General features: G+C 36.7%; 19 protein-coding genes, 3 tRNA genes, 1 other RNA gene and 1 pseudogene. 3 read left to right on the top strand and 21 right to left on the bottom strand.

Translation table 11 applies throughout. The annotated features are described in order from the left end of the window. From LE179_RS01335 to LE179_RS01250, 18 genes and pseudogenes are all read right to left on the bottom strand, one after another. Window positions 1-271 (bottom strand): annotated as a pseudogene (locus tag LE179_RS01335) (3-deoxy-7-phosphoheptulonate synthase); the annotation flags it as partial. Between the two features lie 1,134 nt (window positions 272-1,405). Beyond that, window positions 1,406-1,750, bottom strand: a complete 345-nt coding sequence (locus LE179_RS01330) for a hypothetical protein (RefSeq protein ID WP_374128570.1) — start codon at window positions 1,748-1,750, stop codon at window positions 1,406-1,408. A gap of 760 nt (window positions 1,751-2,510) precedes the next feature. Beyond that, an RNA gene (gene rnpB / locus LE179_RS01325) (RNase P RNA component class A) lies at window positions 2,511-2,857 on the bottom strand. Between the two features lie 12 nt (window positions 2,858-2,869). Next, window positions 2,870-3,580, bottom strand: a complete 711-nt coding sequence (locus LE179_RS01320; RefSeq protein WP_374128569.1) for a zinc ribbon domain-containing protein — start codon at window positions 3,578-3,580, stop codon at window positions 2,870-2,872. A gap of 86 nt (window positions 3,581-3,666) precedes the next feature. Then, window positions 3,667-3,741 (bottom strand) — tRNA-Val (locus tag LE179_RS01315). Window positions 3,742-3,867: 126 nt separating this feature from the next. Beyond that, window positions 3,868-3,941: transfer RNA gene (locus LE179_RS01310), tRNA-Ile, on the bottom strand. Window positions 3,942-4,192: 251 nt separating this feature from the next. After that, complete coding sequence (locus tag LE179_RS01305) at window positions 4,193-6,082, bottom strand: NAD(+) synthase (RefSeq protein ID WP_374128568.1); 1,890 nt, start codon at window positions 6,080-6,082, stop codon at window positions 4,193-4,195. Between the two features lie 22 nt (window positions 6,083-6,104). Continuing rightward, entirely contained in the window at window positions 6,105-6,467 is a 363-nt protein-coding gene (locus LE179_RS01300) for a hypothetical protein (RefSeq protein ID WP_374128567.1), read from the bottom strand. 165 nt (window positions 6,468-6,632) lie between these two features. Then, window positions 6,633-6,860 carry a hypothetical protein gene (locus LE179_RS01295; RefSeq protein ID WP_374128566.1) on the bottom strand — a complete coding sequence of 76 codons (228 nt, stop codon included), beginning with the start codon at window positions 6,858-6,860 and terminating at the stop codon, window positions 6,633-6,635. A gap of 594 nt (window positions 6,861-7,454) precedes the next feature. Continuing rightward, on the bottom strand, window positions 7,455-9,440 hold the full coding sequence (gene priA, locus LE179_RS01290) for a primosomal protein N' (RefSeq protein ID WP_374128565.1): 1,986 nt from the start codon (window positions 9,438-9,440) through the stop codon (window positions 7,455-7,457). Beyond that, on the bottom strand, window positions 9,437-10,198 hold the full coding sequence (locus LE179_RS01285; RefSeq protein WP_374128564.1) for a uracil-DNA glycosylase family protein: 762 nt from the start codon (window positions 10,196-10,198) through the stop codon (window positions 9,437-9,439). The genes priA and LE179_RS01285 overlap by 4 nt, the downstream gene beginning before the upstream one ends. Then, window positions 10,146-10,799, bottom strand: a complete 654-nt coding sequence (locus LE179_RS01280; protein ID WP_374128563.1) for a phosphopantothenoylcysteine decarboxylase — start codon at window positions 10,797-10,799, stop codon at window positions 10,146-10,148. Before LE179_RS01280 ends, LE179_RS01285 begins: the two co-directional genes overlap by 53 nt. Continuing rightward, window positions 10,799-11,335: a flavoprotein gene (locus tag LE179_RS01275; protein ID WP_374128562.1), complete on the bottom strand. Its 537-nt coding sequence runs from the start codon at window positions 11,333-11,335 to the stop codon at window positions 10,799-10,801. The genes LE179_RS01280 and LE179_RS01275 overlap by 1 nt, the downstream gene beginning before the upstream one ends. A 105-nt stretch (window positions 11,336-11,440) precedes the next feature. Further along, window positions 11,441-11,677, bottom strand: coding sequence for a hypothetical protein (locus tag LE179_RS01270; RefSeq protein ID WP_374128561.1), 237 nt, complete (start codon window positions 11,675-11,677; stop codon window positions 11,441-11,443). 24 nt (window positions 11,678-11,701) lie between these two features. Further along, window positions 11,702-12,328: a guanylate kinase gene (gmk, locus tag LE179_RS01265; protein WP_374128560.1), complete on the bottom strand. Its 627-nt coding sequence runs from the start codon at window positions 12,326-12,328 to the stop codon at window positions 11,702-11,704. Between the two features lie 25 nt (window positions 12,329-12,353). Further along, window positions 12,354-12,427: transfer RNA gene (locus LE179_RS01260), tRNA-Pro, on the bottom strand. A gap of 179 nt (window positions 12,428-12,606) precedes the next feature. Then, a complete protein-coding gene (locus LE179_RS01255; RefSeq protein ID WP_374128576.1) occupies window positions 12,607-13,197 on the bottom strand; it encodes an XTP/dITP diphosphatase in 591 nt (196 codons plus the stop codon). Between the two features lie 443 nt (window positions 13,198-13,640). Further along, on the bottom strand, window positions 13,641-16,298 hold the full coding sequence (locus tag LE179_RS01250; protein ID WP_374128559.1) for a valine--tRNA ligase: 2,658 nt from the start codon (window positions 16,296-16,298) through the stop codon (window positions 13,641-13,643). A 149-nt stretch (window positions 16,299-16,447) separates the two neighbouring features. Between LE179_RS01250 and LE179_RS01245 the strand changes: the two genes are divergently transcribed. The 3 genes from LE179_RS01245 to LE179_RS01235 all read left to right on the top strand — a co-directional run bounded on the left by LE179_RS01245 (window position 16,448) and on the right by LE179_RS01235 (window position 20,119). Beyond that, window positions 16,448-17,149: an SDR family NAD(P)-dependent oxidoreductase gene (locus LE179_RS01245; RefSeq protein ID WP_374128558.1), complete on the top strand. Its 702-nt coding sequence runs from the start codon at window positions 16,448-16,450 to the stop codon at window positions 17,147-17,149. 20 nt (window positions 17,150-17,169) lie between these two features. Further along, the gene (locus tag LE179_RS01240; RefSeq protein ID WP_374128557.1) at window positions 17,170-18,270 is read left to right on the top strand and encodes a beta-ketoacyl-[acyl-carrier-protein] synthase family protein; all 1,101 of its coding nucleotides are present in this window, start codon (window positions 17,170-17,172) and stop codon (window positions 18,268-18,270) included. A gap of 688 nt (window positions 18,271-18,958) precedes the next feature. Continuing rightward, window positions 18,959-20,119 carry an aminotransferase class I/II-fold pyridoxal phosphate-dependent enzyme gene (locus LE179_RS01235; RefSeq protein WP_374128556.1) on the top strand — a complete coding sequence of 387 codons (1,161 nt, stop codon included), beginning with the start codon at window positions 18,959-18,961 and terminating at the stop codon, window positions 20,117-20,119. Here LE179_RS01235 and bioA read toward each other — a convergent pair. The 3 genes from bioA to clpB form a co-directional block, all read right to left on the bottom strand. Continuing rightward, window positions 20,105-21,508, bottom strand: a complete 1,404-nt coding sequence (gene bioA / locus LE179_RS01230; protein ID WP_374128555.1) for an adenosylmethionine--8-amino-7-oxononanoate transaminase — start codon at window positions 21,506-21,508, stop codon at window positions 20,105-20,107. The two genes, LE179_RS01235 and bioA, sit on opposite strands and share 15 nt — an antisense overlap. Continuing rightward, on the bottom strand, window positions 21,493-22,143 hold the full coding sequence (gene bioD, locus LE179_RS01225) for a dethiobiotin synthase (protein WP_374128554.1): 651 nt from the start codon (window positions 22,141-22,143) through the stop codon (window positions 21,493-21,495). Before bioD ends, bioA begins: the two co-directional genes overlap by 16 nt. Window positions 22,144-22,441: 298 nt before the next feature. After that, a complete protein-coding gene (gene clpB, locus LE179_RS01220; RefSeq protein WP_374128553.1) occupies window positions 22,442-25,048 on the bottom strand; it encodes an ATP-dependent chaperone ClpB in 2,607 nt (868 codons plus the stop codon). Between the last annotated feature and the right edge of the window lie 840 nt (window positions 25,049-25,888).

The following is a 25,888-nucleotide window of genomic DNA, read 5'->3' as shown; positions in this document are numbered from 1 at the left end:
CCACATTCTTGCTCACTTTTATCACCGTATTCTCTTTCTTGAACTCTCTCGACGCAAGCTTGTACGGCTTCTGTATCTCGCTCACATGTTCTACTGCGTCCATCGCCTCAAATATTTCTTTGTACTTTTCCGCTCTATCTCCTATCATACCTATTATCGTAATATCCGCTTCTCCCCTCAAAACGTGAGGCTTATAGCCAAGCCCTTTTATCTTTTCCGTCATTACTGCAATTTCTTCCTGTTTAATCCCTTTTTTCAATGTTATTATCATATATCCTCACCTTTTTTTATTTCCTTTCGTTCCTATCTTTCTTTTCTCTTACCTCCCCAATTATTCTTGCTTATTATACCTTTTTTCATCTTCTCTATAAATATTTCGTTCTCTTTGTACAGTTTACCCGTCACTTTCACCCAATATAAAAGCTCATTAATAATTAGCAACGACAGATTTCTGCCGATCATTTAAAGCGAATAAATAATCAACAGATTGAGTTTGAGCTGAAGGTTGTAAAATGGTCATGATGTTTCAACGCTTCGTAATAAACTAAAGAAAGAGATGAAAAAATTTCATCTTTCGACTGACGTAATTCGCACTAAGTTAAGTACTGTAAACATACTTAGAATTTATACTAAGAATATGTTCAACATCAGCGTTAATAGCCAATCTACCTTTCAAATTACCACAATAAATACTGTAAATACAAAGATAAGAGAAGTCCCTACAATGACTTTTCTTAGCCAACGTCTTAAATCAATTGATTGTTGAGATTTTTTAAGCGTTGATACCTTCAACAACAATAATTGACAGTAATAAACATTAAATATAAAATTATTCTGATATTTTGTAACAATTATAATTTGACACTCAGTACAATTTAAAGACAAAAGGCTGTTTTAGATACAGAGTCTCACTCTGGAACAACAACGGTGTGAGTATGATACACCACCGCACAGACGAATAGGAGCGAAGTGACGGTACCTTTTACAAACGGAAAAATTTTCAACTCTGTCAAAAAAATCAAATAAGGACTAGCTTAAGTATTCCTTCACTTTTTTCAATAATAAAATTATAATCTTTTTCTAACGAATTACAACATTCTTCAAACACCCTAATCGCTTCTTCAAACTTACCTTTGTTGATAAGCACAATACATTACATTTCTCGTTAAATTCTTTTAATTAAATTAAAGGAGAATTACGAGTTAAAATACGTTTTTGAAGTTTTTTAAAATCAGAAAAACTAATAAAGGAAACATCCTCATATTTTTTAAATGCCGAGCGCATTAAATTTCTTGTCAAGCACACTAAATTCTTCATCAAGTGCAGCAAAGCCACTCACCGATAAGCAAAATAAAAAATATAAAAAATACGAGTGAAAAAAAATCTTTTAATTTTTCCCTCATTATTAAAAATTAAAATTATAAACCCCTTTTTTATTGCGAACAGCGGTTTTTGAAAAATAACTAAAGTTTGAAAATTCTTTTAAAAAAATACCAAAATGGGAGCGTTTCCAAAAAACAAGAGGTTTACAAAAATCTTCAGATAACATCAAACGAATTAAAGACTTTTCCAAGTCACAACCTTTACATTTCAAAAACTTTAATGCGTCACAATTGTTACGCTCGAAAGCAGAAATAAATCTATTAAAAATTTCATCGAACTTCAAAACTTTACCCGAAACAGAAACACCAGAAAAAATATAATTGTGGGAATTATGCTTAACCAACAAAACATAATTGTGCAAAAACAAAAGAACTTCCTCCTTTAATAGTAATATTGTTATTATTATTCTGTACATTTTGGCGGATTTAATTTTTCATTTTCATCTTCTAATCTCTCAATTCTCTCATCAATATCAAAAGCTAAAATACGGAATGTCTTTCCCATTTTTCACAATCTGCTTTATAGGTAAGTCAAACATACAAAGCCAAGCACAAAATACTCCTTTTTTCAGAATCCATAATTTTGATTTTATTAAGCATAAAAACACCAAAGTTCCCAAGAGTAGGAATGATACCGCGTATCTTAAAATCTGCGGGCATTATAGCTCAAGCATTATCTCTTTATCTGCAGTAATTAATCCGTCACAGTCGCCAGCAAAAGTATTTTTATTAGAGGTACTGACAATTTTTTACGGTGTTGCCGTGAACTTGGTTTACACATGCCAAACTCGTCGGATTTAACTTTAAGGAAAACAAAAAAAAGATTTTCTTGCAATTTCGTCTTTCATATTGCTGACAGCTTTATTAGTCGTAAAACGTCTATGCGGAAAAATTTTTTTGATACGAACCTCTCTTTTTTTTATTGTACATCTTGCCATAAACCGATTCTTTCTTACAACTATATCGCCAATTATCAACTAAATCTCAAACTGAATTTGTATAATATAACACAAAGGATACAGATTTAATCGCGCTGCTGGAAATAATGATATTTTCTTTCCTAACTTTCCTCTGCATCTCATTCTCTATTGCTTAACAAGCTAAGGTCTCCAATTGCGTTTGTCTCTGAAATAAAGACGAATTATACACCGAATTCTGTCTTTTAAAAATAAATTTTAAAAGTGCAATCATTTCTCTGCCGTTAAAATCGCTTTTAACGGTCAAGCGACTATATTTCAGTCTTGCTTCCCAGTAAGGATTTAGCCGTTTCACTTTTTGCATTACTGTAAAAACTTATCCTTTTTATAGGATACTTTTTCCGTTTCCAGAAAAAGCGTCTCTGTTCGCACCTCTGTCCTTGCGGACGACAGGAATTACCTGCTACCGTTTTCTGCAATATTGTCAACGACTTCTTGCAGTTAAAGTTCGGACTTTCCTCTTTACAATAAGTGTAAAGCGATTGCGTACCCGTCTCTATTTCAGTTATTTTATTTTTTCAACAATATTCTTGAACAATTATCACAGAACACAAGCTCACGGCATTTATGTGCCTGATTTATCAACTGCGGTCTCAACGCCATTCCGCAGCCTCCGCAACTTTCACTTTCAATGAGACATATTCCCTGTCTGCCGTAACCGTTACAAAGTCTTTCATATTGCGCTAATATCGTATTATTGACTTTCAATTTATATTCTTCTCTTTCTTTCTCTATTACCGCCGCTTCTTTTTCAAATTCCCTTATGGAACTCTCTAATTCGCTTATCTCATTTTCTATTTTTCGCTCAAATTCTTTTAATTCATTTTCAACAGCTTTGACGACAACAAATTCTCTGTCTATTCTATCCATAAGATCCAAAATTTCATCTTCAACAGCTCTTATGCCGTTTTTTGTTTTTTCTATTTCTAAAAGCAACGCTTTGTAAGCATCATTTGATTTAACGGCGTTAAGCTCCGCAGAGTATTTGTCAATTGCTTTATTTTTCGAATCAAGCTCTGCTTCCTTTTCTTTTTTTAAAGAATTCAATTTGCCAAAATTTTTCTTTTTCGCTTCTATCTCCGATTTTTTTTCTCTCAAATTTTTCTTTTGTTCTTCCACTAAATACGGAGCTTCATTGATTTTTCCCCTGATATCGCGTATTTTAATATCATAGTTCTGCAATTCATACAGCAATTCAAGATCATACTTCAAATTATCCATCCATACCTCTTCTAACCGCTTATACGAAAACATATAACGAACTGTAAAAAAGCCGGCTTTTACACGCCACCACTTTCTATCAAGAATGGTGGGTAGTGCAGGGTTCGAACCTGCGACCACTCGCGTGTGAAGCGAGTACTCTTCCGCTGAGCTAACTACCCTATAACGAGAAATTATTATAGCAAATTAACCAAATAAAAAACCCTTGATTTCTCAAGAGTTTGTTCTAATTCTTGCTACAATTTAGACTAAATATAGGATCAGTTTTTATAATTTAAAGTTACAATTGGGCCTGGTAGGACTTGAACCTACGACCATTCGATTATGAGTCGAGTGCTCTAACCAACTGAGCTACAGGCCCGCCGTAAATGCTCATAATACACACTTAAAAATTTTACTCAAAAAATAATTTTAAGTCAAATAAAAAATGATGTTTGCTTCAATTTCCAAATATTATCTTTTTCTTTGAAGATTAATAACTAATATTCTTTTTATTTTTTATCCCTATTTTTATATTTTGGTTTCTATGCTTCCGTCTTTATAAATAATTAAGGAGTAGTTTTGTATCAAGTCTATTCTCAAACTGTAAAAAGACGCCGCATTATTAAAGGATCATTTCACAGTGTCAAGCCATTCTTCTGCGTTGCTTTCGGTTGCCATTCTCCAATCGCCGCGCGGCGAAAGAGATATTGTCCCTATTTTTACACCGTCAGGAACACAGTTGCGTTTAAACTGGTTTGTAAAAAAACGTCTTATAAAGACACTCAGATGTTTTTTTATTTCTTCCCTATCATATTTCCCTTCAAAAGCCTTTACGGCAAGCATAAGCGTCTTATCCGGTTTCTGCCCAAACCGCACGGTATAATACAAAAAGAAATCGTGAAGTTCGTAAGGTCCTATTATGTTTTCTGTTTTCTGCGAAATTTTGCCTTTATCCGCCGGAAGAAGTTCCGGGCTTATTTCAGTATTTAAGACGGCAAGCAAAGCTTCTTTATATTTTTCGATTCTTTCAGCCTCATAAGAGACAAGATATTTTACTAGAGTCTTAGGAACAGATGAATTTACGGCATACATGGACATATGATCGCCGTTATAAGTGCACCAGCCGAGCGCATTTTCAGATAAGTCACCTGTACCCACAACCAAACCTTTTTCGGCATTTGCTATATCCATCAATATCTGTGTGCGTTCCCGTGCCTGCACATTTTCATAGGCAGTATCTTTTTTGCCATTATGCTTTATGTCTTTAAGATGTTTTTCAACAGCGTCCATAATCGGGATGTTTCTAATTTGTATTCCGAACGCTGCCGCAAGTCCCGACACATTTTTTACAGTTTTCGCGCTTGTGCCGGGTCCCGGCATAGTAACGGCTATAATATCTTTTTTACTTCTACCCAAAATCTTATAGCTTCTCAATATAGCCAAAAGAGCAAGGCAAGAATCAAGTCCGCCGGAAACGCCTATCACTGCACTGAGTCCCGTAAGTTTTAATCTTTCTGCAAGCGCTCTCGACTGCATTTGAAGTATGAGTTCCGCTCTAGAAGATACGGATTTAAAATCACTCGGAACAAACGGTAACGGCGAAATACGGCGCACAAGCTCCGCTCCCGTTTCATCAAAACTAAATTCCACCGTGCAGTATCCATTTGAAGCGGTCTCAAAAACATTAAGCTTGCGTCGTTCGTAAGCAAGCTTCTGCGTATCTATTTCGCATACAGTAAGCCCGCTTTCAAAAAGTTGGCTTTCCGTAAGGATTTCTCCGTTTTCGGCTATAATGCGCAACCCTGAAAAAATTATATCGCTTACCGACTCGCCGCTGCCTGCAGAAGCATAGATATAACCTGCTGATAAACGCCCGCTCTGCGATTTTATAAGAGTTCTCCTATAATCGCTTTTACCGATAAGCTCATTAGAGGCGGAAAGGTTTACTATAATTGAGGACCCTGCCTGCGCATGACGGTTAGACGGCGGCGAAATTATAAACATATCTTCGCATATCTCAGCGGCAATTCTGACGCTGTCGTTATTTTCTGCCGCAAAAATTATATTCGTCCCAAAAGGCACGACTTGTCCGCACAATTTAATTGAGCCTAAAATATTCTTACCCGAAGTAAAATGACGAAGCTCATAAAACTCGGAATATGTAGGCAGCGCAGTTTTAGGCACAACCCCCAAAACTTTTCCATTCTGGAAAGCAACAGCGCAAGAGTAAAGTTTCGCTTTATTCCACACAGGAGAACCGACAAAAACAAGAGCTTTTTTCCCGACAGTGGCTTCGCAGATTTTGTCGAGAGCATTGCTCACAGAATGCACAAGAACATCAGACAAAAACAATTCTCCGCACGTATATCCTGTCACACACAATTCCGGAAAAACTAAAAGTTCAACACCGCAAGCATCCGCCTGCTCCATCAGTTTTATTATTTCTTTGACGTTTGCCGAAGGATTTGCCACGCTTATATGCGGCGTTGCCGCTGCCACTTTAATAAATCCGTATTCCATTATCTGCCCTTTGTTATTTTTATTAAGCTTTTCTCAACACTTCGTTTTTTTCAAAATGCTCAACCGAACGTTCAATTGAGCATTTTGTTGTTGTTCCGCCGTTTGCATAAATCTCATGCGGCAAGTTAGTATATTCTCTAAATAGTCCTTGTTTATATTCAGTTTGTTCTTTCTTAGTCAGCATGTTAAGCATCAAGATATAGCATTCGATAAAATCCGCTGCTATTTTGTTAGTTAAATCAATATTCGCCGTTAGATCGTAAAAAAATTGATTTGAGCGTCTATTCGCTTTAACTTTAACGTTTGCCGCAAGCGACTTGTAGTTTTTAGTCGCTTCTTCTAAATTTTTATTGGCGGTTTCTAAATCTTGGCGATAACTTGCCATTTATTAGTATCTAGCATATTATTTTTCTTTCCATAATTGACAATAAGATTGATGTTACAAACATATCGTTTAATGTGCAGGATATTCTGTCCTATAGCTTTTACGGATGATATTTTCCCAATCTTAAGCGATGTAAACGGGATAATTTCTTTCTAAACTGACTATTTAATTTATACTCTCTCTCAATAGTACAATATTGTTTTTCAATCTATATTTTGAAAAATAATAACTGCCTAAAACTGCAGTGGCAATAATTATCAAACTGACGCTAATCCAATACTTTTTTGTCTTCCAACGAACGAAAGACAATTCAGACTTTATTTTTTCTGTCAGAGTAGTTTCAACATTAGGAACAGAATCGCCGACAATTTCGCTCTTTCCAAACCGCCGCAACCGGCAAAGCACAGAAAAATACAGAGAAAAATAATACAAACATTATATTTTTTATTTCTTTACTATCCTGTTTTTATTATTATTCCAAAAGATTGAAAAACTACCTCTTCCATCTGCCGTGAACGCACACTCATACTGCGCCATCTTAACAATAGTTTTTATAAAGTCAGTTAAAGCACTGCAAACTCTTTTGTTAATGCCGTCCGTTCATTTCAAACAGTCTCATTTCTTTAAAGCTACTTTCAAAACTGCAAAAAGACACCGCATTATTAAAAAATCATTTCGCTGTCAAACTTCTCTTACACGTCGCTTTTGGCTGCTATTTTACAGTCGCCGCTACACGGCGAAAGATACGTTATCCGCGACCCTACTTACAATCAAAAACACAGTCGTGCGCTTGCAAGTCTTAAATAGAGATGAAAAGAGTATTGACAAATCCGCACTTTAATATCTATACATTGTTGCCATCGCGAGTTTAACCAGCTATATATCCCAATCAACCGTCCATTTCCAATAAAGCTTAAAACTAAGACTATTCGCAACAAAGTCGTCTAAATTTTAAAAAACCAAACCAACTTTACCGCCTTTTTCCCATTATATTAAATCCGAAGGCATAATTTCTATGCCTATAAAAGTTCCTGACGACTGTTTGAAATCTTCAAGCAATCTTGTAAGCTCTAATATATTTTCCCTATCGCCTTTGATTATTATATATTTCCTGTAAACATTGTTAATTTTTGCAATATATGCCGAAACAGGTCCTAAAAGCTTTAAGTTTAGTTTACAAGTTTTGGCTGTGCTTTCAAGAAAAGAAAAAAGTTTCTCAGAATCTTCCTCTGCTCTTTTTTCTTCTTTATTTCTTATTGAAATTTTTGCCAAATCACAATAAGGCGGATAAAATAATTTTTTTCTCTCTTCTATCTCGGTTTTATAAAAGGACACAAAATCATGATTTTTCGCACATTCTATCGCATAATGCTGCGGGTGACTTGTCTGAACTATTACGACACCCCTCATATCTCCTCTGCCACTGCGACCCGCAACCTGAGTAATAAGCTGAAAAGTTTTTTCAACCGACTTAAAATCCGGAAGATACAAAGACGTATCCGCATCTACGACGCACACTAAACTTACTCTCGGGAAATCAAATCCCTTTGCTATCATTTGCGTTCCTATCAATATATCGTACTCTTCATTTTTCATGCCGTTATAAGCTTTTTCATAATTTCCTTTTGAAGACGCCGTATCTCCGTCGAGTCTAAAAATCTTTGCGTTTTTAAAAAGTTTTTTTAATTCGTTTTCAACTTTTTGAGTTCCGGTGCCGAAAACAGTCATATCTTTGCTTTTGCATTTGGAACAAGTCGCGGGAAGATTTTTTATTTCACCGCAGTAATGGCATTTTAGCATATCCGGATTTCTATGGAAAACCATCGAAATGGAACATTTGGGACACTGATAAACACTGCCGCATTTTCCGCACATAATTACAGGAGAGTATCCCCTGCGATTTAAAAAAACTATTACTTGCTCCCTTCTCGACAAGGCTTTGGACACCGCTTCTATTGTCTCTGAAAAAAGCACTCCTGTTTGAAACATTCCGTTTTTTGACGTCAAAACTTTTACTTCAGGCAAGTCCTTTTTATGTATCCGCTCGCTTAACTCTATTAAATTCAGTTTGTTTTCAATCGCATCTTTATAACTTTCAAGCGAGGGAGTCGCCGAACCTAAAACCACAACCGCATTGTGATATACGCCGCGCTGTTTTGCAATTTCTCTGGCGTCGTAAGACGGTTTTTTATCTTGTTTGTACGCACGTTCGTGTTCTTCATCGACAATTATGAGTCCCAAATTTTCAAACGGAGCAAACACTGCAGACCTTGCGCCTATCATTATTTTTATACCGCCGTTTTTTGCTTTTGAAAACAGACTGTACTTCTCAACGTTGCTTATGCCGCTATGCCAGACGCCGATATTTGTGCCAAATCTTTTTGTCATAATATCTACAAATTGAGTCGTAAGAGAAATTTCCGGGAAAAGCATGATGGTGCTTCTGTTCTGTTTTAAAGCACATTCTACAGCGTTTATATACACTTCTGTTTTTCCCGAAGCAGTGATTCCGTAGAGAAGAAAAGCATTATAAATCTTTTTTTTTAAATTTTTATTTATCAAATTAACGGCATTTGTCTGTTGAGCGTTTAAAATATGGTTTTCACGTATTTCTTCTCCATCTGCAATTTTATTTTTGGGAATTCTTTTCGGAAGCTTCATCGAAACGGGAATCATTGATGCAAGCGCTTCGCCCAGAGAGCAGACATAATTCTTTGAAATATAGTTCGCGATCTCAACTGTCTCTTCGGTAATAAGAGAGTCGTTGTCCTCAACTTCAATAATCCGTTTTAATTTTAAATCGTCGGTATTTTCAACATCTAGACAGGAAATTACGTAAGCAGTTAAAGTTCTTTTACCGAATTGCGCTTTAACTCTTTTTCCAACTATGTTTTTGGGATTTAGATTTTCAGGCGGCAGATAATAAAAGGTTTTATTTAAAGGAACGGGCACGGCTAATTCTAAAACTATCATATTTCACCCATATCTAAATAACGCGCAACTTTTTTCATATCCTCCCAGACAAACTTTTTTAAGTCTTGGTTTCTGAGAAGAGCAGCAGGATGATACGTGGGCATAAGTTTTATGCCTTTATATTCCCTTACGGCACCTCTTATCCTGCTGATGGGTTCTCCGCTTTTTAAAAGTCCTTTTGTGGAAGAGGCGCCTAAAGTCACAATAATTTTAGGTTTAATAATGTCAAGTTGCATATCTAGATAAGGTTTGCATATTTCCATTTCTTCAAATGTCGGAGGTCTGTCATTCGAGCGTTTTTCGGGATTAGACGCATCAATCATAGGGTGACATTTAACTATATTTGCAATATATACGGTTTTTCTCGTCTGTCCCATTGCCTCAATAATTTTCGTCAAAAGCTGTCCGGCTCTTCCTATAAAAGGCTCTCCCTTGTGATCTTCATCATACCCTGGACCTTCGCCGACAAACATTAAATCGGCATTCGACGATCCGATTCCGAAAACTGCATTTAAACGACTTTTACCTAAAGGACATTTCTTACAAGAATTAACTTTTTCTCTAAGTCGTTCGAGTTCTTCTTTTGAACCGAAAATTTCGGTAGGAGAGATTTGCCGCTTTATTTCCGTCGAAACGATTTTACCATAAGAAGCGTCCGCAGTGGAGGTTTTATAAATTTCATTTTCTCCCCAATTGTTATATTCTTCAAGGGATATTTTTGCCAGATTTAATATTTTCAAATATTCTGATCGTTTCATCTATGATATTTTCCGCAATGATTTTTTTACTTTTATCCGCTATTTTCAAAACACTACCAGCGTCTATGATATAAACCGTAGTATTATCCGAGTTAAACGATTCTTTGCCATTGGCGATTATAAGATTGAGTTTTTTGCTTTCCAACTTCAATTTGGCGTTGTTTATCAAATTTTCAGTTTCAAGCGCAAATCCCGCAACAACCTGATTTTTTTTATTTTTACCGCAATACCCGATAATATCAGGATTTTGTTTAAGTTCTATTAATAGTTTGGGATTGTTTTTTTTAATTTTACGTTTATAGGTTTTAACCGGACTATAATCCACAACAGCCGCCGTGCTTATAGTGATATCGGCTTTCCTAAAATTTAATTTTGCCTCTTTAAACATCTCTAAAGCCGTCGTAGTTCTTATAAGTTTTACACCTGTCGGAAATACGCTTACCGGACCCGAAATAAAGATAACGTCGCCGCCTTTTTTCAAAGCGGCTTGAGCAAGAGCATTCCCCATTTTCCCGGAAGATTCATTGCTTATAAATCTCACGGGATCAATATACTCTTTCGTGGGTCCCGATAAAATAAGAAATGTAAGTTTTTTCGACATCACCACAAGAGTTCCCTTACTATAACTTCAACTGAAGCAAGCTTGCCGTCTCCATAGTCTCCGCAAGCAAGTTCGCCTTTTTCAGGCATGACAAACCTATAGCCGTAACTTTTTAAAGTTTCAATATTACTCTGCGTAGCTTTATGGTTAAACATATTGGTGTTCATTGCAGGGCATACTAAAATATCCGCTTTTGAAGCAAGCACAGTGCAGGCAAGTAAATCGTCTGCTCTGCCACAAGCAAGTCTTGCAATTATATCAGCGGTAGCCGGAACAATGACAATAATATCAGCTTTTTTGGCAAGCGATATATGACTTATTTCATATTTATTGGGAAGTTCAAATATATCTTTGTGTACCTTATTTTTTGACAAAGTCTGCAAAGTGAGCGGCGTTATAAATTCAGAGCCGCCTCTTGTTAAAATACATTCAACGTTTGCTTTAAGTTTAACAAGCTCTCTTATAATATCGCAGCTTTTGTACGCTGCAATACCGCCGCAAACGCCCAGAACAATATTTTTGTTTTCTAAAGTCATGCATTTTCTCACAACATCTTAATCATCAGTCCGCCATATGGCAGCGACGGTGACGGCAAATATGCTCAATTTTCTACTGCTATTACAGGACGATAAAGCAATTATCTATTCTCTTACCTCTTTTTTCATTTTTTTGCTCAGTTCTTCAATTTTTTCATACGTCGCGATATTTGTTACAACATCACTTAACACTTTATTTATAAGCTCAGTCTGCGTAAGCTTTCTGTAATCTTCAGTCTGCTTTACCACTTCAATCCATTTTAACGCAAGTTTTACTACTTCATACTTTCCCAAATGAGATGCTGACATTGCCAATCCTAGCTGCGTTTCCGTCAATACCATTTCTTTTATCCCTTACTAAAAAAATTAATTAAAATACTTTTGCTTTCTATTCTTTAAAATTTTGTATTCTAAAGACTTTATAATCGTTTTCACCGCAGCCACCGCTTCATCTAAATTCTCATTTATAACTAGATATTCGTATTCTCGAGCGAATTCAAGTTCTTTTTTCGCGTTTTCAAGACGTAAGTTTATCCCCGACTCTTTACAATCTTCATTTCTTGAAATCAGTCTCTTCTTAAGCGTTCCGAAATCGAGAACCATTATAAAAATCATACAGGCGTCGGGATACTGTTTTTTTATATTCATTCCGCCCTGTACATCAATTTCTAAAAGAACGTTTTTTCCTGCTTTTAAAACCCCGTCTAGAAATGTTTTTGAAGTACCGTAATAATTGCCGTGTACTTTCGCCCATTCGGCAAACTTCTTTTCTTCAATCATTTTTACAAATTCGGTTTTATCTATAAAAAAGTATTCTCTGCCGTTTTTTTCGTCTTTCCTAGAAAGTCTTGTAGTATATGATACCGAATACTTCATATTATTACTGCTATCCACGACAGCTCTGCATATAGTAGTTTTACCCGCTCCGGACGGGGCAGAAATAATTATTATATTGCCTAGTGATTCGTTAGAATTGTCTAATTTTTTATTCAAATTAAAAATCTCAATCAAAAAAATATCGGGAAGGCGGGACTTGAACCCACAACCTCCTGCTCCCAAAGCAGGCGCGATAGCCAATTACGCTACTTCCCGGTTAGCAATTTCAGAATACTTGTTACGCCGGATAAACCTCATTCAAAATTCATTTCGGAATTTGCAGTCGGTTTCACAATATTTAAGGAGATTTAGCACATAGAGTGCTAGATTTTTTCCGGATTTTTCAAAACTTTACGATTTTATTGTTTCGATTTTCATAATGATAACTGCGAATTTTATAAATCTTTTATAATTTCTTTTACTTTCTGCAAAGCTTTCGCTCTATGACTTATGGAATTTTTTATTTCACAATCAAGTTCTGCAAAAGTTTTCTCGTACTGCGGGATGTAAAAAACCGGATCATATCCAAACCCTTCAGTTCCTACCGCGTGTTCTTTTATTATACCAAATATTTTACCCTCTACCAAGAATATTTTACCTTCAGGACTTGCGACCGCAATTACCGCTCTGAACTTTGCTGTCCTTTTTTCTTCAGAAACATTTTTTAACTCTGCAAGCAGCTTTTTATTGTTGTCGTCATAAGAACAGTTTTCGCCGGCATACCTTGCCGAATATACTCCGGGTTTACCGTTTAAATAATCGACCTCAAGTCCGGAGTCATCCGCAATAGTCCATTTTTTAAAGAATTTAGCCGCTTCTTTCGCTTTCTTTGAAGCATTTTCTTCAAGCGTTGCACCGTCTTCCGCCGTTACAGGGTAATTGGAAAAAGAAGTCATCGGCACAATTTCAACATTCAAATCTTTTAATATCGATTTAATTTCTTCAGCTTTATGCCGATTCCCCGTAGCGAGAATTACTTCTTTTATCATTTCAAAATCCTTTTTAACACGCTCTTCTTCTAATCCGCAACTTTACACGTCATATTCAAAAGTTCTTTAATTTTTTTCCGTAAAACGATTCTCTTTAGTTCCTTGAATTTCAACAAATTTTCTTGAAGGACATCATCACAACACTCATAGTCCATAATCACGCCATTGTCTTTTCTTTAGATTATAAAATCTAAAACCTTAGTTATTCAGTCGCGTTTTCCACCTTTTCGTTCCATAAAATATGGGACTTTTTTCAACGAAAACCGCACACAAAACTTTTGGCTTTTCCGTTGAAAACATATAGTAATCTTGACATACACTAAATAATTTTTTTGCAATTTTAATTTTTCTCGACTGCAATCTTTTTTTTGTTTTCATATATGTCACAATATTTAAACATATCCTCCGCTGAACTTATTTCAAGGAACTGCTGATAGAATTTATTCCAAAAATTTTAAACTTTCATTTATCCTTTCAATTTTTAAATTTGCTTCTCTAAACCTTAATTTAATTTTTTCTATTTCGGATTCAGCGGCTCTTTTTATAAAATTTTCATCTCGCAATTTTAAACTTGTCCTGTCAATTTCTCGTTTTGCGAGAGCAATTCCTTTTGCAAGCCTCGCTCTCTCTTTTTCAATATTGATAAGACCTTCTAAAGGCAAAAATATTTCAAAACCGCTCGCAACGGCAAGTGCAGAATTTTTAGGTCTTGTAATATTTTTCCCAAATCGTATCGAGCTTATTTTCACAAGCTGTTTTATATAGCTTTCGTTTTCCATCGCAATTTTTTCTTTGTCGCTATCCAAAATGTTGAACAACGCTTCAATCCACATTGCAGGAGAAATATCCATTTCGCTTCTCAAAGTTCTTATCTTTACAATTATATCCTGTAAAACTTTCATTTTTTCAATAGAATCGCTATTTACGTCTTTAATTTCAGTAAAAGGACTTTCACTAATTATTCTGATATTTTTTTCATTTCTATTCAATATCCGCCATATCTCTTCGGCTATAAAAGGCATTATGGGCGACATCAACTGCAATGCCGATTTCAACACATATATCAATATTGAAAGAGTCTGCTTTTTTATATTCAAATCCGCTGACATAACGCGTATCTTTGAAAGTTCTATATACCAATCGCAGTATTTTGTCCAGAAAAAATCATAAATCTCCCTTGCAGCGCTATCAATATTATAAGATTCGTAGCTCGCTTTGATCTTTAAAGCGGTTCTGGCAAGCTCAGTCAAAATCCACTCATCGACAAACTCAACTGATTGGATATTCTCGTCAAGTCCGGCGACGTTTTTCGAATTCATTATTATAAATCTCGACGCATTCCATATCTTATTTACAAAATTCCTCGCCGCTAAAAAAGATTCTTCCGAAATCTGCATATCTCTCCCGGGAGCAGCAGTCTGTGCTAACGCAAATCTCAAAGCGTCTGTGCCATACTTGTCCATAATATCGCAGGGATCAACAACGTTTCCAAGAGATTTTGACATTTTCTTACCGCGTTTGTCTCTCACTATGCCATGTATAAACACGTCGCCATAAGGAATATCTTTCATGAATTCCAAACCAAACTGCACCATTCTCGCAACCCACAAATATATAATTTCGTGTCCCGTAGCTAAAACCGATTCAGGATAAAAATATTTTAAATCCCCGTTATTTTCATCTTCACCCCAGTTAAAAACGCTTATAGGCCATAAAGCCGAAGAGAACCATGTGTCTAAAACATCTTCGTCCTGAATAAAATTCTTGCTCTTGCAGCAAGAACATTCTGAAGGTTTATCAAACGAAGCAACAGGCTTGCAGTCTGTTCTGTTCCCTTTTTCGTCGACACAGTAATAAACCGGTATCCTGTGTCCCCACCATATTTGACGGCTTATGCACCAATCTTTCAAATTTTCAAGCCATAAAACGTAAGGTTTTTTCCATGATTGCGGATGAAAAGACATTCTCCCGGCATTCGTCGCATCAACCGCTTCTTTAGACATCTCTCTTACTCTTAAAAACCATTGTTCCGACATCAAAGACTCTATTTTTCCAGAGCATCTGTAACACTTTCCCACCGAGTGGTCATAATTTTCTGTCTTTACCAAGAACCCTGCAGCTTCCAAGTTTTTAACGACTTCTTTTCTTGCCTCTTCAACACTCAAACCACAGTATTTCGGCGGAACATTCATCATTTTACCGTCGGTATTTATTATTTCTATAGTTTCAATATCGCTTCTCTTAGCTATTTCATTATCAACCGCATCATGAGCGGGCGTAATTTTGACGGCGCCCGTTCCGAAAGACTTATCGATAGCATAGTCTGAAATTATTTTTATTTCTCTGTTTACCAAAGGAAGTTTTACAGTTTTTCCTATCAGTTCCGCATATCTTTCGTCATCTAGATTTACGGCAACTGCCGTATCGCCGAACATTGTTTCAGGTCTTGTCGTCGCGATGACGATGTATCCATCGGAATCTCTCAATGGGTATTTTATATACCACAGATTACTGCTTTCGTTTTCATACTCAACTTCTATATCAGATAAAGCTGTCCCGCATCTGAAACACCAGTTTACAAGTTTTTTCCCTCTGTATATGAGACCTTTATCAAACAGTCGTATAAAAGCTTTTTTGACCGCTTTTGAACGGCTTTCATCCATCGTAAAAGCCAGTCTGTCCCAGTCCAAACCGCAGCCAAGCTTTTTAAGCTGATCTAATATTGTATCGCCCGTTTCAGCTCTCCACTGCCACATCTTTTCCAAAAATTTTTCCCGCCCCAAATCGTACTTTGTTTTACCTTCTTTCATAAGAAGTTTTTCAACAACATTCTGCGTAGCAATACCGCCGTGGTCTGTACCCGGAACCCACAAAGTATTATACCCTTGAAGTTTTTTAAATCTTATTATGATATCCTGCAAAGTAGCATTCAGAGCATGTCCCATATGTAGAGATCCCGTTACGTTGGCGGGCGGGATAACCATGGCAAACGGCTTTCTATTTTTGTCAGATTTTGCCGAAAAGGTTTTATTTTCTATCCAGTATTTACGCCATTTTTCCTCAATTTTTTTAGAATTGTAAACTTTTTCCATTTCCATTTTAAGACCTTCCCGAATTTAATTTGGAAATTATACCAAAAAATCATTATTAATTGTAATTTTTTTGTACAATTTACTATTATTTTCAGTCGCTATTTTTGAAAGACGGATTTTACCACCGATACGACATTAATACCAAAGAGGTAATTATGGAAGCAAAAACAGCATTGATAACCGGAGTTTCAGGAGGAATAGGCAAAGTACTCGCGTCGGTTTTTTCAAAAAATGGATGGAATATTTGCGGCTGTTATAAAAGCAATAAACCAAATTACGCAATTCCAAATTCCAAATTTATAAAAGTGGACATATCAAAACACAGTGAAGTAAAGGAGTTGATAAAAAATTCAATCGATGAGTTCGGCAAAATTGATTGCGTTATAAACAGCGCATCGATTACAGCAACCGCAATCATACTTAAAATGACCGACGAAATGTGGGAATCTGTCATTAAAACAAATTTAAGCGGAACTTTTTATGTGGTTAAAGAGGCGTTGTCCACGATGATAAAACAGAGAAACGGATCGATAATAAACATCGCATCAATTTCAGCGCTTAAATCTTACGCCGGTGCGGCAGGCTATTCAGCTTCAAAATCAGGAATTATATCTCTTACGAGGACAACCGCAAGGGAAGCGGGACGTTTCGGAATAACCGTAAACGCGGTTCTGCCGGGTTTTCATTTTACAAGTATGGGGGACAAGTCAAGCGAGACATATGTCAAAGCAGTTAAACAGGAAAGCGTTTTAAATACTACAACCGATATCAAAGAACTTGCCGATTTTATTCTCTTCCTCGCTCAAATAAAAACAGTATCTGGCCAAATTTTTAATTTCGATTCAAGGATAGCGTAAAGGCAGAGATAAAAGCGGCGATGAAAGACATAAAATTCGGAATTACAGGAATCGGCATAATTTCTCCTCTTGGTTCAGGAAAGGAAATAAACTGGCAGAGGCTTATTAACTCTGAATCTCAAGTTCGTTACGATAAGCAATACGGAGTATGCACTGGTTCCGTCCGCGATTTTAAAATGCAGGATGATATGCGCCAATACGAGATGGCAAAAAAAGCAATTTTAGAAGCTATGAAAGAAGCCGATATAAGAAATTCGGGATATAAAGAAAAGCGAATCGGATTTTGCATCGGAGAAAGTAAATTAAATCTCTTTAATAAAGTTTTTATTTTTGAAAACACTCTTTTAGAAAGACTCAAAAAAAGATTCAGGTCTTACGGTACTACGCTCGCTATATCCGCAGCATGCGCGACGGGCACGCTGACAATCATAGAAGGCTGTAGCTTTATAGAAAACGGATTATGCGATGCGGTTATATGCGGAAGCGCCGAAACTTCGATACATCCACTATATGTTTCGGCATTTAAAAATATGAACGTTTTAGCAAAGCACAATCCGAGTCCTTTTGACGAAAACAGGGGCGGCTTCGCGATAGCGGAGGGCGCCTGTTTTGTTATAGTTGAAGACATAAAAAAAGCATTGAGACGCGGAGCAAAAATTTATTGCGAAATTAAGGGATTTTCAAGCGGAATTTATTCAAACGATACTCTGTCCTTAAATTCGCACCGGAAGATAAAAGATATAATAAAAAGAGCAGCGAATTCAGAGACGCCCGATTACATACACATGCACGGCAGCGGCACAAAATTAAACGATTATTACGAAAGTGTGGCTGTCGCAAAAAGTTTTGAAAATGCATATAAAATCTCTTTAAGTTCTACTAAAGCGGCAACTGGACACATGCTTGGAGTTTCCGGAATGGCGGGAGCGGTTTTTTCAATGCTTGCGATAAAAAACAATATTGTTCCGCCCACTTTAAATTTTAAGCAGACCGATATAAATTTAGGACTGGATTACACTCCAAACAAATCCAAAAAGAAGATTATAGATTCCGCTTTATCTCTTTCTTTTGGATTCGGAGGACAAGGTTCCGCTCTTTTCTTAAAAAAATTAAAACTTTAAGCTTATGACGTAAAATATTCTGAATCAAGTTTGAAACTGCATTTTCGCTTTTCCCTCTCGAGAGGGAAAGTGCCTATTTTTGTTAACCCTTCTATCGCGCTAGAGTCAAGGCTTGAAATACAGGCAGCCGCTGTTTTCAACTGCGACTGTTTGGGAAAGGAGAGTATTGTTTGTCGAGTTTTCAAAGTCATTATTCAAATCTGGTTCAGAATTATTTTCCGTACGGCACGAACTTTTTTGTTATTCTATTTTTGCACTGATATCTAAGTCTTGCAGACTATAAACCATATTATAAAAAAGATATTTTTTATAATATATATACTCCTAAAGATAAAAATCTTAAATCCTCAATGTAGGAAAATATGTCTTAAAAGCGCATTAACGGCAATTTCTCTGAAACGCTTAGACGCTTGCTATTCCACAATGGCAAATAATTTTATACGGCATAAGCGAACCGTCTCCGAATTTTTCAAAAGCTTCATTTTTTTAGGACGACAATAATCTCAACGACATATCTTTGTTGTATGCATAATAAGTAATATGATATCTTTAAAATTTAGTTTCACATGCTAACTCAACGTGTGCGGTTACAATTTTTGTCAATTCCACAAAGCTATTAACACAACAATGCGGGACTGCAACTAAAGTCCAAAATTAGTTTACGCTCAATGATAAAAAAGGAATTTAAATGCTCAACAACTTTTTATTAAAAAGATTATCAGAAATAGAAAGCGGCGGTCTGCTTAGAACGTTAAACACAATACAATCAAGTCCCGCGTCGACAATTAGAATAAACGGAAAAAGCTTCATAAACTTTTCATCAAATAACTATTTAAATCTCGCCGGAAATAAAGAAATAAACGAAGCGGCTATGAACGCCGTTGAAAAATACGGATTTGCAGGCACATCTTCGCGCTTAGTATGCGGCAATCTTTCAATTCATGAAAAATTGGAAGCCGAACTCGCCGCTTTTAAAAATAAACAAGCTTCGCTCGTTTTCCCGAGCGGCTATCAGGCTAATGTCGGCGTTATAAGCGCATTGATGTCAAACGAAAAAAATTCGTGCATAATAATGGACAAACTAAACCACGCTTCGCTTTGGGACGGAGCAAAACTTTCCAGCAGCAGAATTTTCGTCTACGAACACTGCGATATGAATTCACTTGAAAAATCGCTCAAACGAGCGCATAAATATGAAATTAAATTGACAATAGCCGAGTCAGTTTTTTCTATGGACGGAGATTTTACGCCTTTAAGAGATTTCGTCGAATTATGCCAAAAATACGGCGCTGTGAGCATGCTTGACGAAGCGCATTCAACGGGAGTTTTCGGAGAAGAAGGAAAAGGACTTGCCGAAGTTTTCAACGTTTCAAACAAAATAGACATAACCGTCGGCACGCTTTCAAAAGCTTTCGCTGTACAAGGCGGCTTTGTCTGCGGCTCTCGCCAACTTATTAACTTTCTAATCAGTAAAAGCAGAGCTTTCATATATACAACGTCAGTTTCCCCAGCAATATGCGCCGCCGCTTTAAAATCTTTGGAAATCGTAAAAAGAAGCGACGCTCAAAGGTCGTTTTTATTGAAAACAGCCGAATATTTAAAAAACAAATTAAACAAACTTGGTCTTAACACCTTAAATACACAGTCCCAGATAATACCCGTTATAACCGGAAGTATTGAAAATACTGAAAAAACATCGTCTTATTTACGAGAGAAGGGAATTTACATTCCGGCAATCAAACCGTCTACGGTGCCCAAGGGACAATCAAGGATAAGAATTTCGCTTACGTCGGGACATGTCGCCCGTGATATTGAAAAATTGATAGATTCAATTTCAAAGATTGTCTAACTCTATTTTAACCGCACTTATTATTTTTGATATTTCCCGATTTGTCATCGTAAGATGTAAAAATAAAACAAGCGTATCTCCGAGATTTCTGATTAAGACTTCGCGTTTTCTTATGTCAGCGCAAATTTTTGCGCCTGTTTTAAGTTTACAATCATAAGGTTTTCCCGTTTTTTTGTCTTCAACAATTTCTATGCCCACCATCACGCCGCAATGCCTAATGTTTCCGACCTTGTCATGTTTTGACAACAATGCGAGCTCTTTTTTTAAGTGTTTAATTTTAGACTGAAGTTTTTGTAAAATTTCATCTTGCTGCAACGTATCAAGAACCGCATTTGCAGCAGCGCACGCAAGCGGGTTTGCCGTATAGGAATGTCCATGAAAGAAAGTTTTAAATTCTTCATACTTTCCTAAAAAAGCATTATAAATCTCATTTGTGACAGCAGTAACAGCCAAAGGCATATAACCGCCTGTTATGCCCTTTGAGAGACAGATAAAGTCTGGTTTAACATCTTCATGCTCTACTGCAAACATTTTTCCAGTTCTCCCAAATCCCGTGGCGACTTCGTCGCAAATTAAAAGTATTCCGTAACGTTTGCAGAGATTTGCATATTCTCTAAGGTAGCCTTTCGGCATTATTATCATACCAGATGCTGCCTGATTCAACGGCTCAATAACAGCAGCAGCAATCTCTTTGTTATTTTCGGCAAGAATCGTTTCGACCTCTTTTATACACTGCCCCTGGCAGCCCATTTGCATATTGTGATCTCTAAAATTCTCCGCGTTTACAGGAAATTCTATTTCTTTTTTTCTGTGAGCGCATCTGTAGCAATAAGGCGACATTGCAAAATAGCTTTTAAAAAGCAAGTATCTGAATCTTGAATGAAACAAATCTGCGCCTCCCACTGAAACAGCGCCGATAGTATCTCCGTGATACGCATTTTTCAAAGATAAAAAAAAGCTTCGTTTTTCATTCTTAAACTGCCAGTACTGATAAGTCATTTTTAACGCGGCTTCTACAGCGGTAGAACCGTTATCGGAATAAAAAATTTTTTTTAAGTTATCGGGAAGTATTTTTAAAAGTTTTTCGGACAAATCTATCGCGGGTTTGTGCGTAAGTCCGAGAAAAGTCGTGTGCGAAACTTTGTCAATTTGTTTTTTTATCGCTCTGTCTATTTTGGGATTTCTATGTCCCAAAAGAGTTACCCACAGCGATGATACTCCGTCAAGATACTTTTTTCCGTCGACGTCATATAAATACGAACCTTTAGCTTTATCTATTATCAGAGGACTATTTGGATCGTCGTTCAGCCAATCCGACATCTGCGTAAAAGGATGCCAAATATTGCTTTTATCCAAATTTATCAATGCTGTCTTTATTTTATTATCCACTTATTTTTCTCCAAGTCGATTTTTTCGTTATATCCCAATTCCAAGACGAATAAATTAGTTATTTCTTTTATGATTGACGCATTGGACTTTACAGAAATATCTTTCTTATCCCTTTTGCCGCTCAGAACAATCCCTAAAACTTTCTGTTTATCTCTCTTTAATTTTTCAATCGTAAGCAGCGTATGGTTAAGCGTGCCCAAACCGAATCTAGCAACCACAACAATCGGAAGATTGAACTTTTTTATTAAATCGCTCACAAAAAAATTTCGTTTTAAAGGAACCAAAACACCGCCCACTCCTTCAACCACAGTGAACTCATATTTATTCAAAAAATATTTAAACGAACTATCAATCTTTTTTAAATCAAAAACTTTGCCGGAGACATCGTTTTCCAGTAAGGACGCTCCGTAAGGAGACATTGGATTCTTAAAAAACACAGGCGTAACCATTTCCGGGTTCTCGTCAATTTCCGCAGCTTTAATTAAAGCTTTTGCATCGTTTCTGTCGCCGGTCGACACCGGTTTAAAAACGCCAGTATTTACGCCGAATTTTTTAAGCGCCTCCGCTATTTTGCAAGATACATAAGTCTTCCCAGCTTCCGTATCAGTCGCCGTTACAAATATTCCTCTATACATTTATTTCATCACCTCGACAAATTGACGTAATTATCCTAAGAATACTCTTATACGCCAACCAACTTTTGAAAAGCAGCAAAACAGTTAAGTATATCGAATAACGACATGGCAAATCCAACAATTAAACGCAACTAAACTTAACTGAAAGACAAAAAGACAAGTTAAATGCTTGCCCAAAGTATTGCTCGACAATGAAGAAAAAGTAGCAGCAATAATTGATAAACGATGAAAAGCAGTCGTCTTTATAAATTTTAAAAAAGTTTCAAAGCGCTTCAGTACGGAAGAATAACAAGTTTTTTTAATTTACATATTTCTTTCTAAATTCCAGATTATTTCCGTCTATCTCTGTCGCATCCACAACAATATTGTCACCCTCTTTAAATTCTCCCGAAATGAGTTTTGAAGAAAGAGGATTTAGCAAATATGTCTGTATGGCTCTCTTTAAAGGTCGCGCACCGAAGGCGGGATCATATCCTTTTGAAGAAATAAAATCCTTCGCTCTATCGACAAGCTCGACATGAATATTTTTTGCCGCAAGACGATTTTCAAAAGATTTAATCTGTATGCCGATAATCTTACTTAATTCCTCTTCTCTCAAATTTTGGAATATTATTATTTCATCTATTCTGTTTAAGAACTCCGGTCTGAAATAGCTGTGGAGTTCCTGCGTAACTTTTTCTTTCATTTCGTTATAGTCATCGCATATCTGAATATGCTGCGAGCCTATGTTTGACGTCATTATAACTACCGTATTTTTAAAATCAACAGTCTTCCCATGTCCGTCCGTAAGCCTACCGTCATCAAATAGCTGGAGCATAACGTTAAACACTTCAAGATTTGCTTTTTCAACTTCGTCAAACAAAACTACGCAATAAGGTCTTCTTCTTACGGCTTCCGTCAATTGCCCGCCTTCTTCAAATCCGACATATCCGGGCGGAGCGCCTATAAGACGCGACACGCTGTGTTTTTCCATGTATTCGGACATATCGATTCTCACTATATTCTTTTCATTATCAAACAGAAGTTCCGCAAGCGCTTTCGCAAGCTCAGTTTTGCCGACGCCTGTAGGACCTAAAAACAAAAATGAGCCTATAGGTTTATTGGGATCCGAAAGTCCAGAACGAGACCGCCGCACCGCATTTGCTATCGCGGATATAGCTTCGTCCTGACCGACAACTCTCTCATGCAACTTACTTTCCATTTTAAGAAGCTTCTGCATTTCGCTTTCCATCATGCGCGTAACGGGTATTCCCGTCCATTTGCTCACAACTTCGGCAATATCTTCTTCGTCAACTTCTTCTTTCAACATCTTCTTTTTTTTCTGCAATTTAAGAAGTTTTTTATTTTCCTCTTCCAGTTGTTTCTGCATCTGTGGAATTTTTCCGTAACGAATTTCCGCGACAGCATTTAAATTGCCGTCTCTTTCGACTCTCTGTTCTTCAATTTTTATGTTTTCAAGTTCTGCTTTAAGCCGACTAATTTCCGAAATCGAAGATTTCTCTTTTTCCCAGTGAGCTTTCATTTCAGCGGAATCCTGTTTCAGCTTATCTATTTCTTTTTCCATATTCGCAAGACGCTCTTTTGACGCAACATCAGTTTCTTTTTTTACCGCCTGTCTTTCAATTTCAAGTTGTCTCAGCTTGTGTTCCACAGCGTCAAGTTCTATGGGCATAGAATCTATTTCTATTCTCAATTTACTTGCAGACTCGTCAATCAAATCTATAGCTTTATCAGGCAGATATCTGTCCGCTATATATCTCGCGCTCAACGACGCCGCGGCAACAAGCGCCGAATCCTTTATTTTCACGCCATGATGCACTTCATATTTTTCCTTTATACCCCTTAAAATTGCAATCGTATCTTCAACGGACGGTTCGCCTGCAAAAACCGGCTGGAAACGCCTTTCCAAAGCGGCATCTTTTTCAATATACTTTCTATACTCGTCAAGAGTCGTCGCCCCGACAAGTTTAAGTTCCCCGCGCGCAAGCATAGGTTTTAACATATTCGCAGCATCAACCGCACCCTCGGCGGAACCTGCACCGACTATAGTATGCAGCTCGTCAATAAAAAGAATTATCCCACCCTGAGCGGACTGAATTTCTTTTAGAACTGCCTTAAGCCTGTCTTCAAACTCGCCTCTGTATTTTGCACCCGCTATTAACGCTCCCAAATCTAAAGCTATAACTTTTTTATCTTTCAAATTTTCAGGGATATCTCCGGAAACTATACGCTGCGCCAGTCCTTCTACTATTGCCGTTTTACCGACACCCGGTTCGCCTATAATAACAGGATTGTTTTTTGTTCTCCTTGATAAAACCTGCACGCATCTGCGAATTTCTTCGTCTCTGCCTACAACGGGATCAAGTTTTCCGATTATCGCCAGATTGGTCAAATCTCTTCCATATTTTTCCAAAGCCTGATATTTATCTTCAGGATTTTGGTCCGTAATTCTCTGATCTCCTCTTATGCTCACAAGTATTTTTAAAATAACATCTTTCGTAAGTCCGTATTTTTTTAATATTTTCGAAGCAATCTCAGAGCTTTCCTCAGATACAGCAATAAAAATATGTTCCGTAGAAACAAACTCATCTTTTAAACTTTTCGCCGTCTTTTCGGAATTATTCAAAACTTTGTTTAACCCTTGAGATAAAAATAGATTTCCGCCTGGAACTTTTGACTTCTTTTCAATTTCCGAGAGCAGATCTCTTGAAATATCCTCAAATAACATATTTCCATGCTCCGCCGCGAATTTCTTTATTATCGCTCCGATTGTTCCATTTTGCTGCTTTACTAAAGCGTACAAGAGATGTTCAGAAGTGAGTTCCTGATTGCCGTATTCCGCCGCTATATTTTGCGCATCTGCTAGAGCTTCTTGCGACTTAATTGTAAATTTAGAAAGATTCATATTATACTCCTATCTACATTATAGATTAAAACATTATTCGCATACACTGCATACCTGTCTCAAAACCGCCGCAACCGTTTGGAACAATAAAGTATATAAGCACATCACCAAAAATCAACGACAAAGCTCAGAATCAAAATAAAATAGAAAATTACAAAAACATACATTCTTTCACCCGCAACTTCACTGCAACTTCCTTGCTAGTAAAATCCGTATTCTAAAAAGCTTTACAGCTCAGATATTTCGCCTTTCAAAACGGCAAACAGAAACCAAAGATAATCCCCATAGGAAAATTTTAGAAATTAAGGATACACAACAAAGCCTGCAGCAACCGACCTCTTCATAAATCTACAATGACAAATACCGCATGTCCGTCCGTTCAATTTGAGGCTTTTCACAGTTGAATTTATTTTCCCTTTAAGTCTCTCATCTATCCGCTCAAGTTTTTTCAACCGCTCTAAAATAACTTTTACTGTTTCAACCAGCGAATCAAGAAGCTTTAAATATCTAAGTTTTTCTAACTTTACCGACGCCGTCTGTTGCGGTTTATTTCCGCCGCATCCGCCTGCATGCTATGCACAGACGCTAAATACTTGAGGTGATTATACTAAATTTTTTTCGTTTGAATATTGAAAAGAAATCGCTTAGAATAACATTAAAATAATATGAAAAAATACAATAAAAATATGACCTCTAAAAACCGTTAAAATTTTGCGGACTAAACATCTATTTTGACCAGTATTTTACAGATTCACATTCTCTAATAAATGGATTAAAATAAATATGTAGCAAGGTTAACGTAAAACGCGAATTAAAAATATTTTAGATGTTACCAAAGCG

The organism is Candidatus Endomicrobiellum agilis (assembly GCF_020328115.1).
Lineage (GTDB): Bacteria > Elusimicrobiota > Endomicrobiia > Endomicrobiales > Endomicrobiaceae > Endomicrobiellum > Endomicrobiellum agilis.
This window is presented reverse-complemented; position numbering and strand designations above follow the sequence as displayed.

Bases quoted from the DNA above. Each gene is read 5' to 3' on its own strand.
- LE179_RS01320 (WP_374128569.1), bottom strand. From the start codon at position 3,580: ATGGATAATTTGAAGTATGATCTTGAATTGCTGTATGAATTGCAGAAC.
- LE179_RS01305 (WP_374128568.1), bottom strand. From the start codon at position 6,082: ATGGAATACGGATTTATTAAAGTGGCAGCGGCAACGCCGCATATAAGC.
- LE179_RS01300 (WP_374128567.1), bottom strand. From the start codon at position 6,467: ATGGCAAGTTATCGCCAAGATTTAGAAACCGCCAATAAAAATTTAGAA.
- priA (WP_374128565.1), bottom strand. From the start codon at position 9,440: ATGATAGTTTTAGAATTAGCCGTGCCCGTTCCTTTAAATAAAACCTTT.
- LE179_RS01285 (WP_374128564.1), bottom strand. From the start codon at position 10,198: ATGAAACGATCAGAATATTTGAAAATATTAAATCTGGCAAAAATATCC.
- LE179_RS01280 (WP_374128563.1), bottom strand. From the start codon at position 10,799: ATGTCGAAAAAACTTACATTTCTTATTTTATCGGGACCCACGAAAGAG.
- LE179_RS01275 (WP_374128562.1), bottom strand. From the start codon at position 11,335: ATGACTTTAGAAAACAAAAATATTGTTCTGGGCGTTTGCGGCGGTATT.
- LE179_RS01270 (WP_374128561.1), bottom strand. From the start codon at position 11,677: ATGGTATTGACGGAAACGCAGCTAGGATTGGCAATGTCAGCATCTCAT.
- LE179_RS01250 (WP_374128559.1), bottom strand. From the start codon at position 16,298: ATGGAAATGGAAAAAGTTTACAATTCTAAAAAAATTGAGGAAAAATGG.
- LE179_RS01245 (WP_374128558.1), top strand. From the start codon at position 16,448: ATGGAAGCAAAAACAGCATTGATAACCGGAGTTTCAGGAGGAATAGGC.
- LE179_RS01240 (WP_374128557.1), top strand. From the start codon at position 17,170: ATGAAAGACATAAAATTCGGAATTACAGGAATCGGCATAATTTCTCCT.
- LE179_RS01235 (WP_374128556.1), top strand. From the start codon at position 18,959: ATGCTCAACAACTTTTTATTAAAAAGATTATCAGAAATAGAAAGCGGC.
- bioD (WP_374128554.1), bottom strand. From the start codon at position 22,143: ATGTATAGAGGAATATTTGTAACGGCGACTGATACGGAAGCTGGGAAG.
- clpB (WP_374128553.1), bottom strand. From the start codon at position 25,048: ATGAATCTTTCTAAATTTACAATTAAGTCGCAAGAAGCTCTAGCAGAT.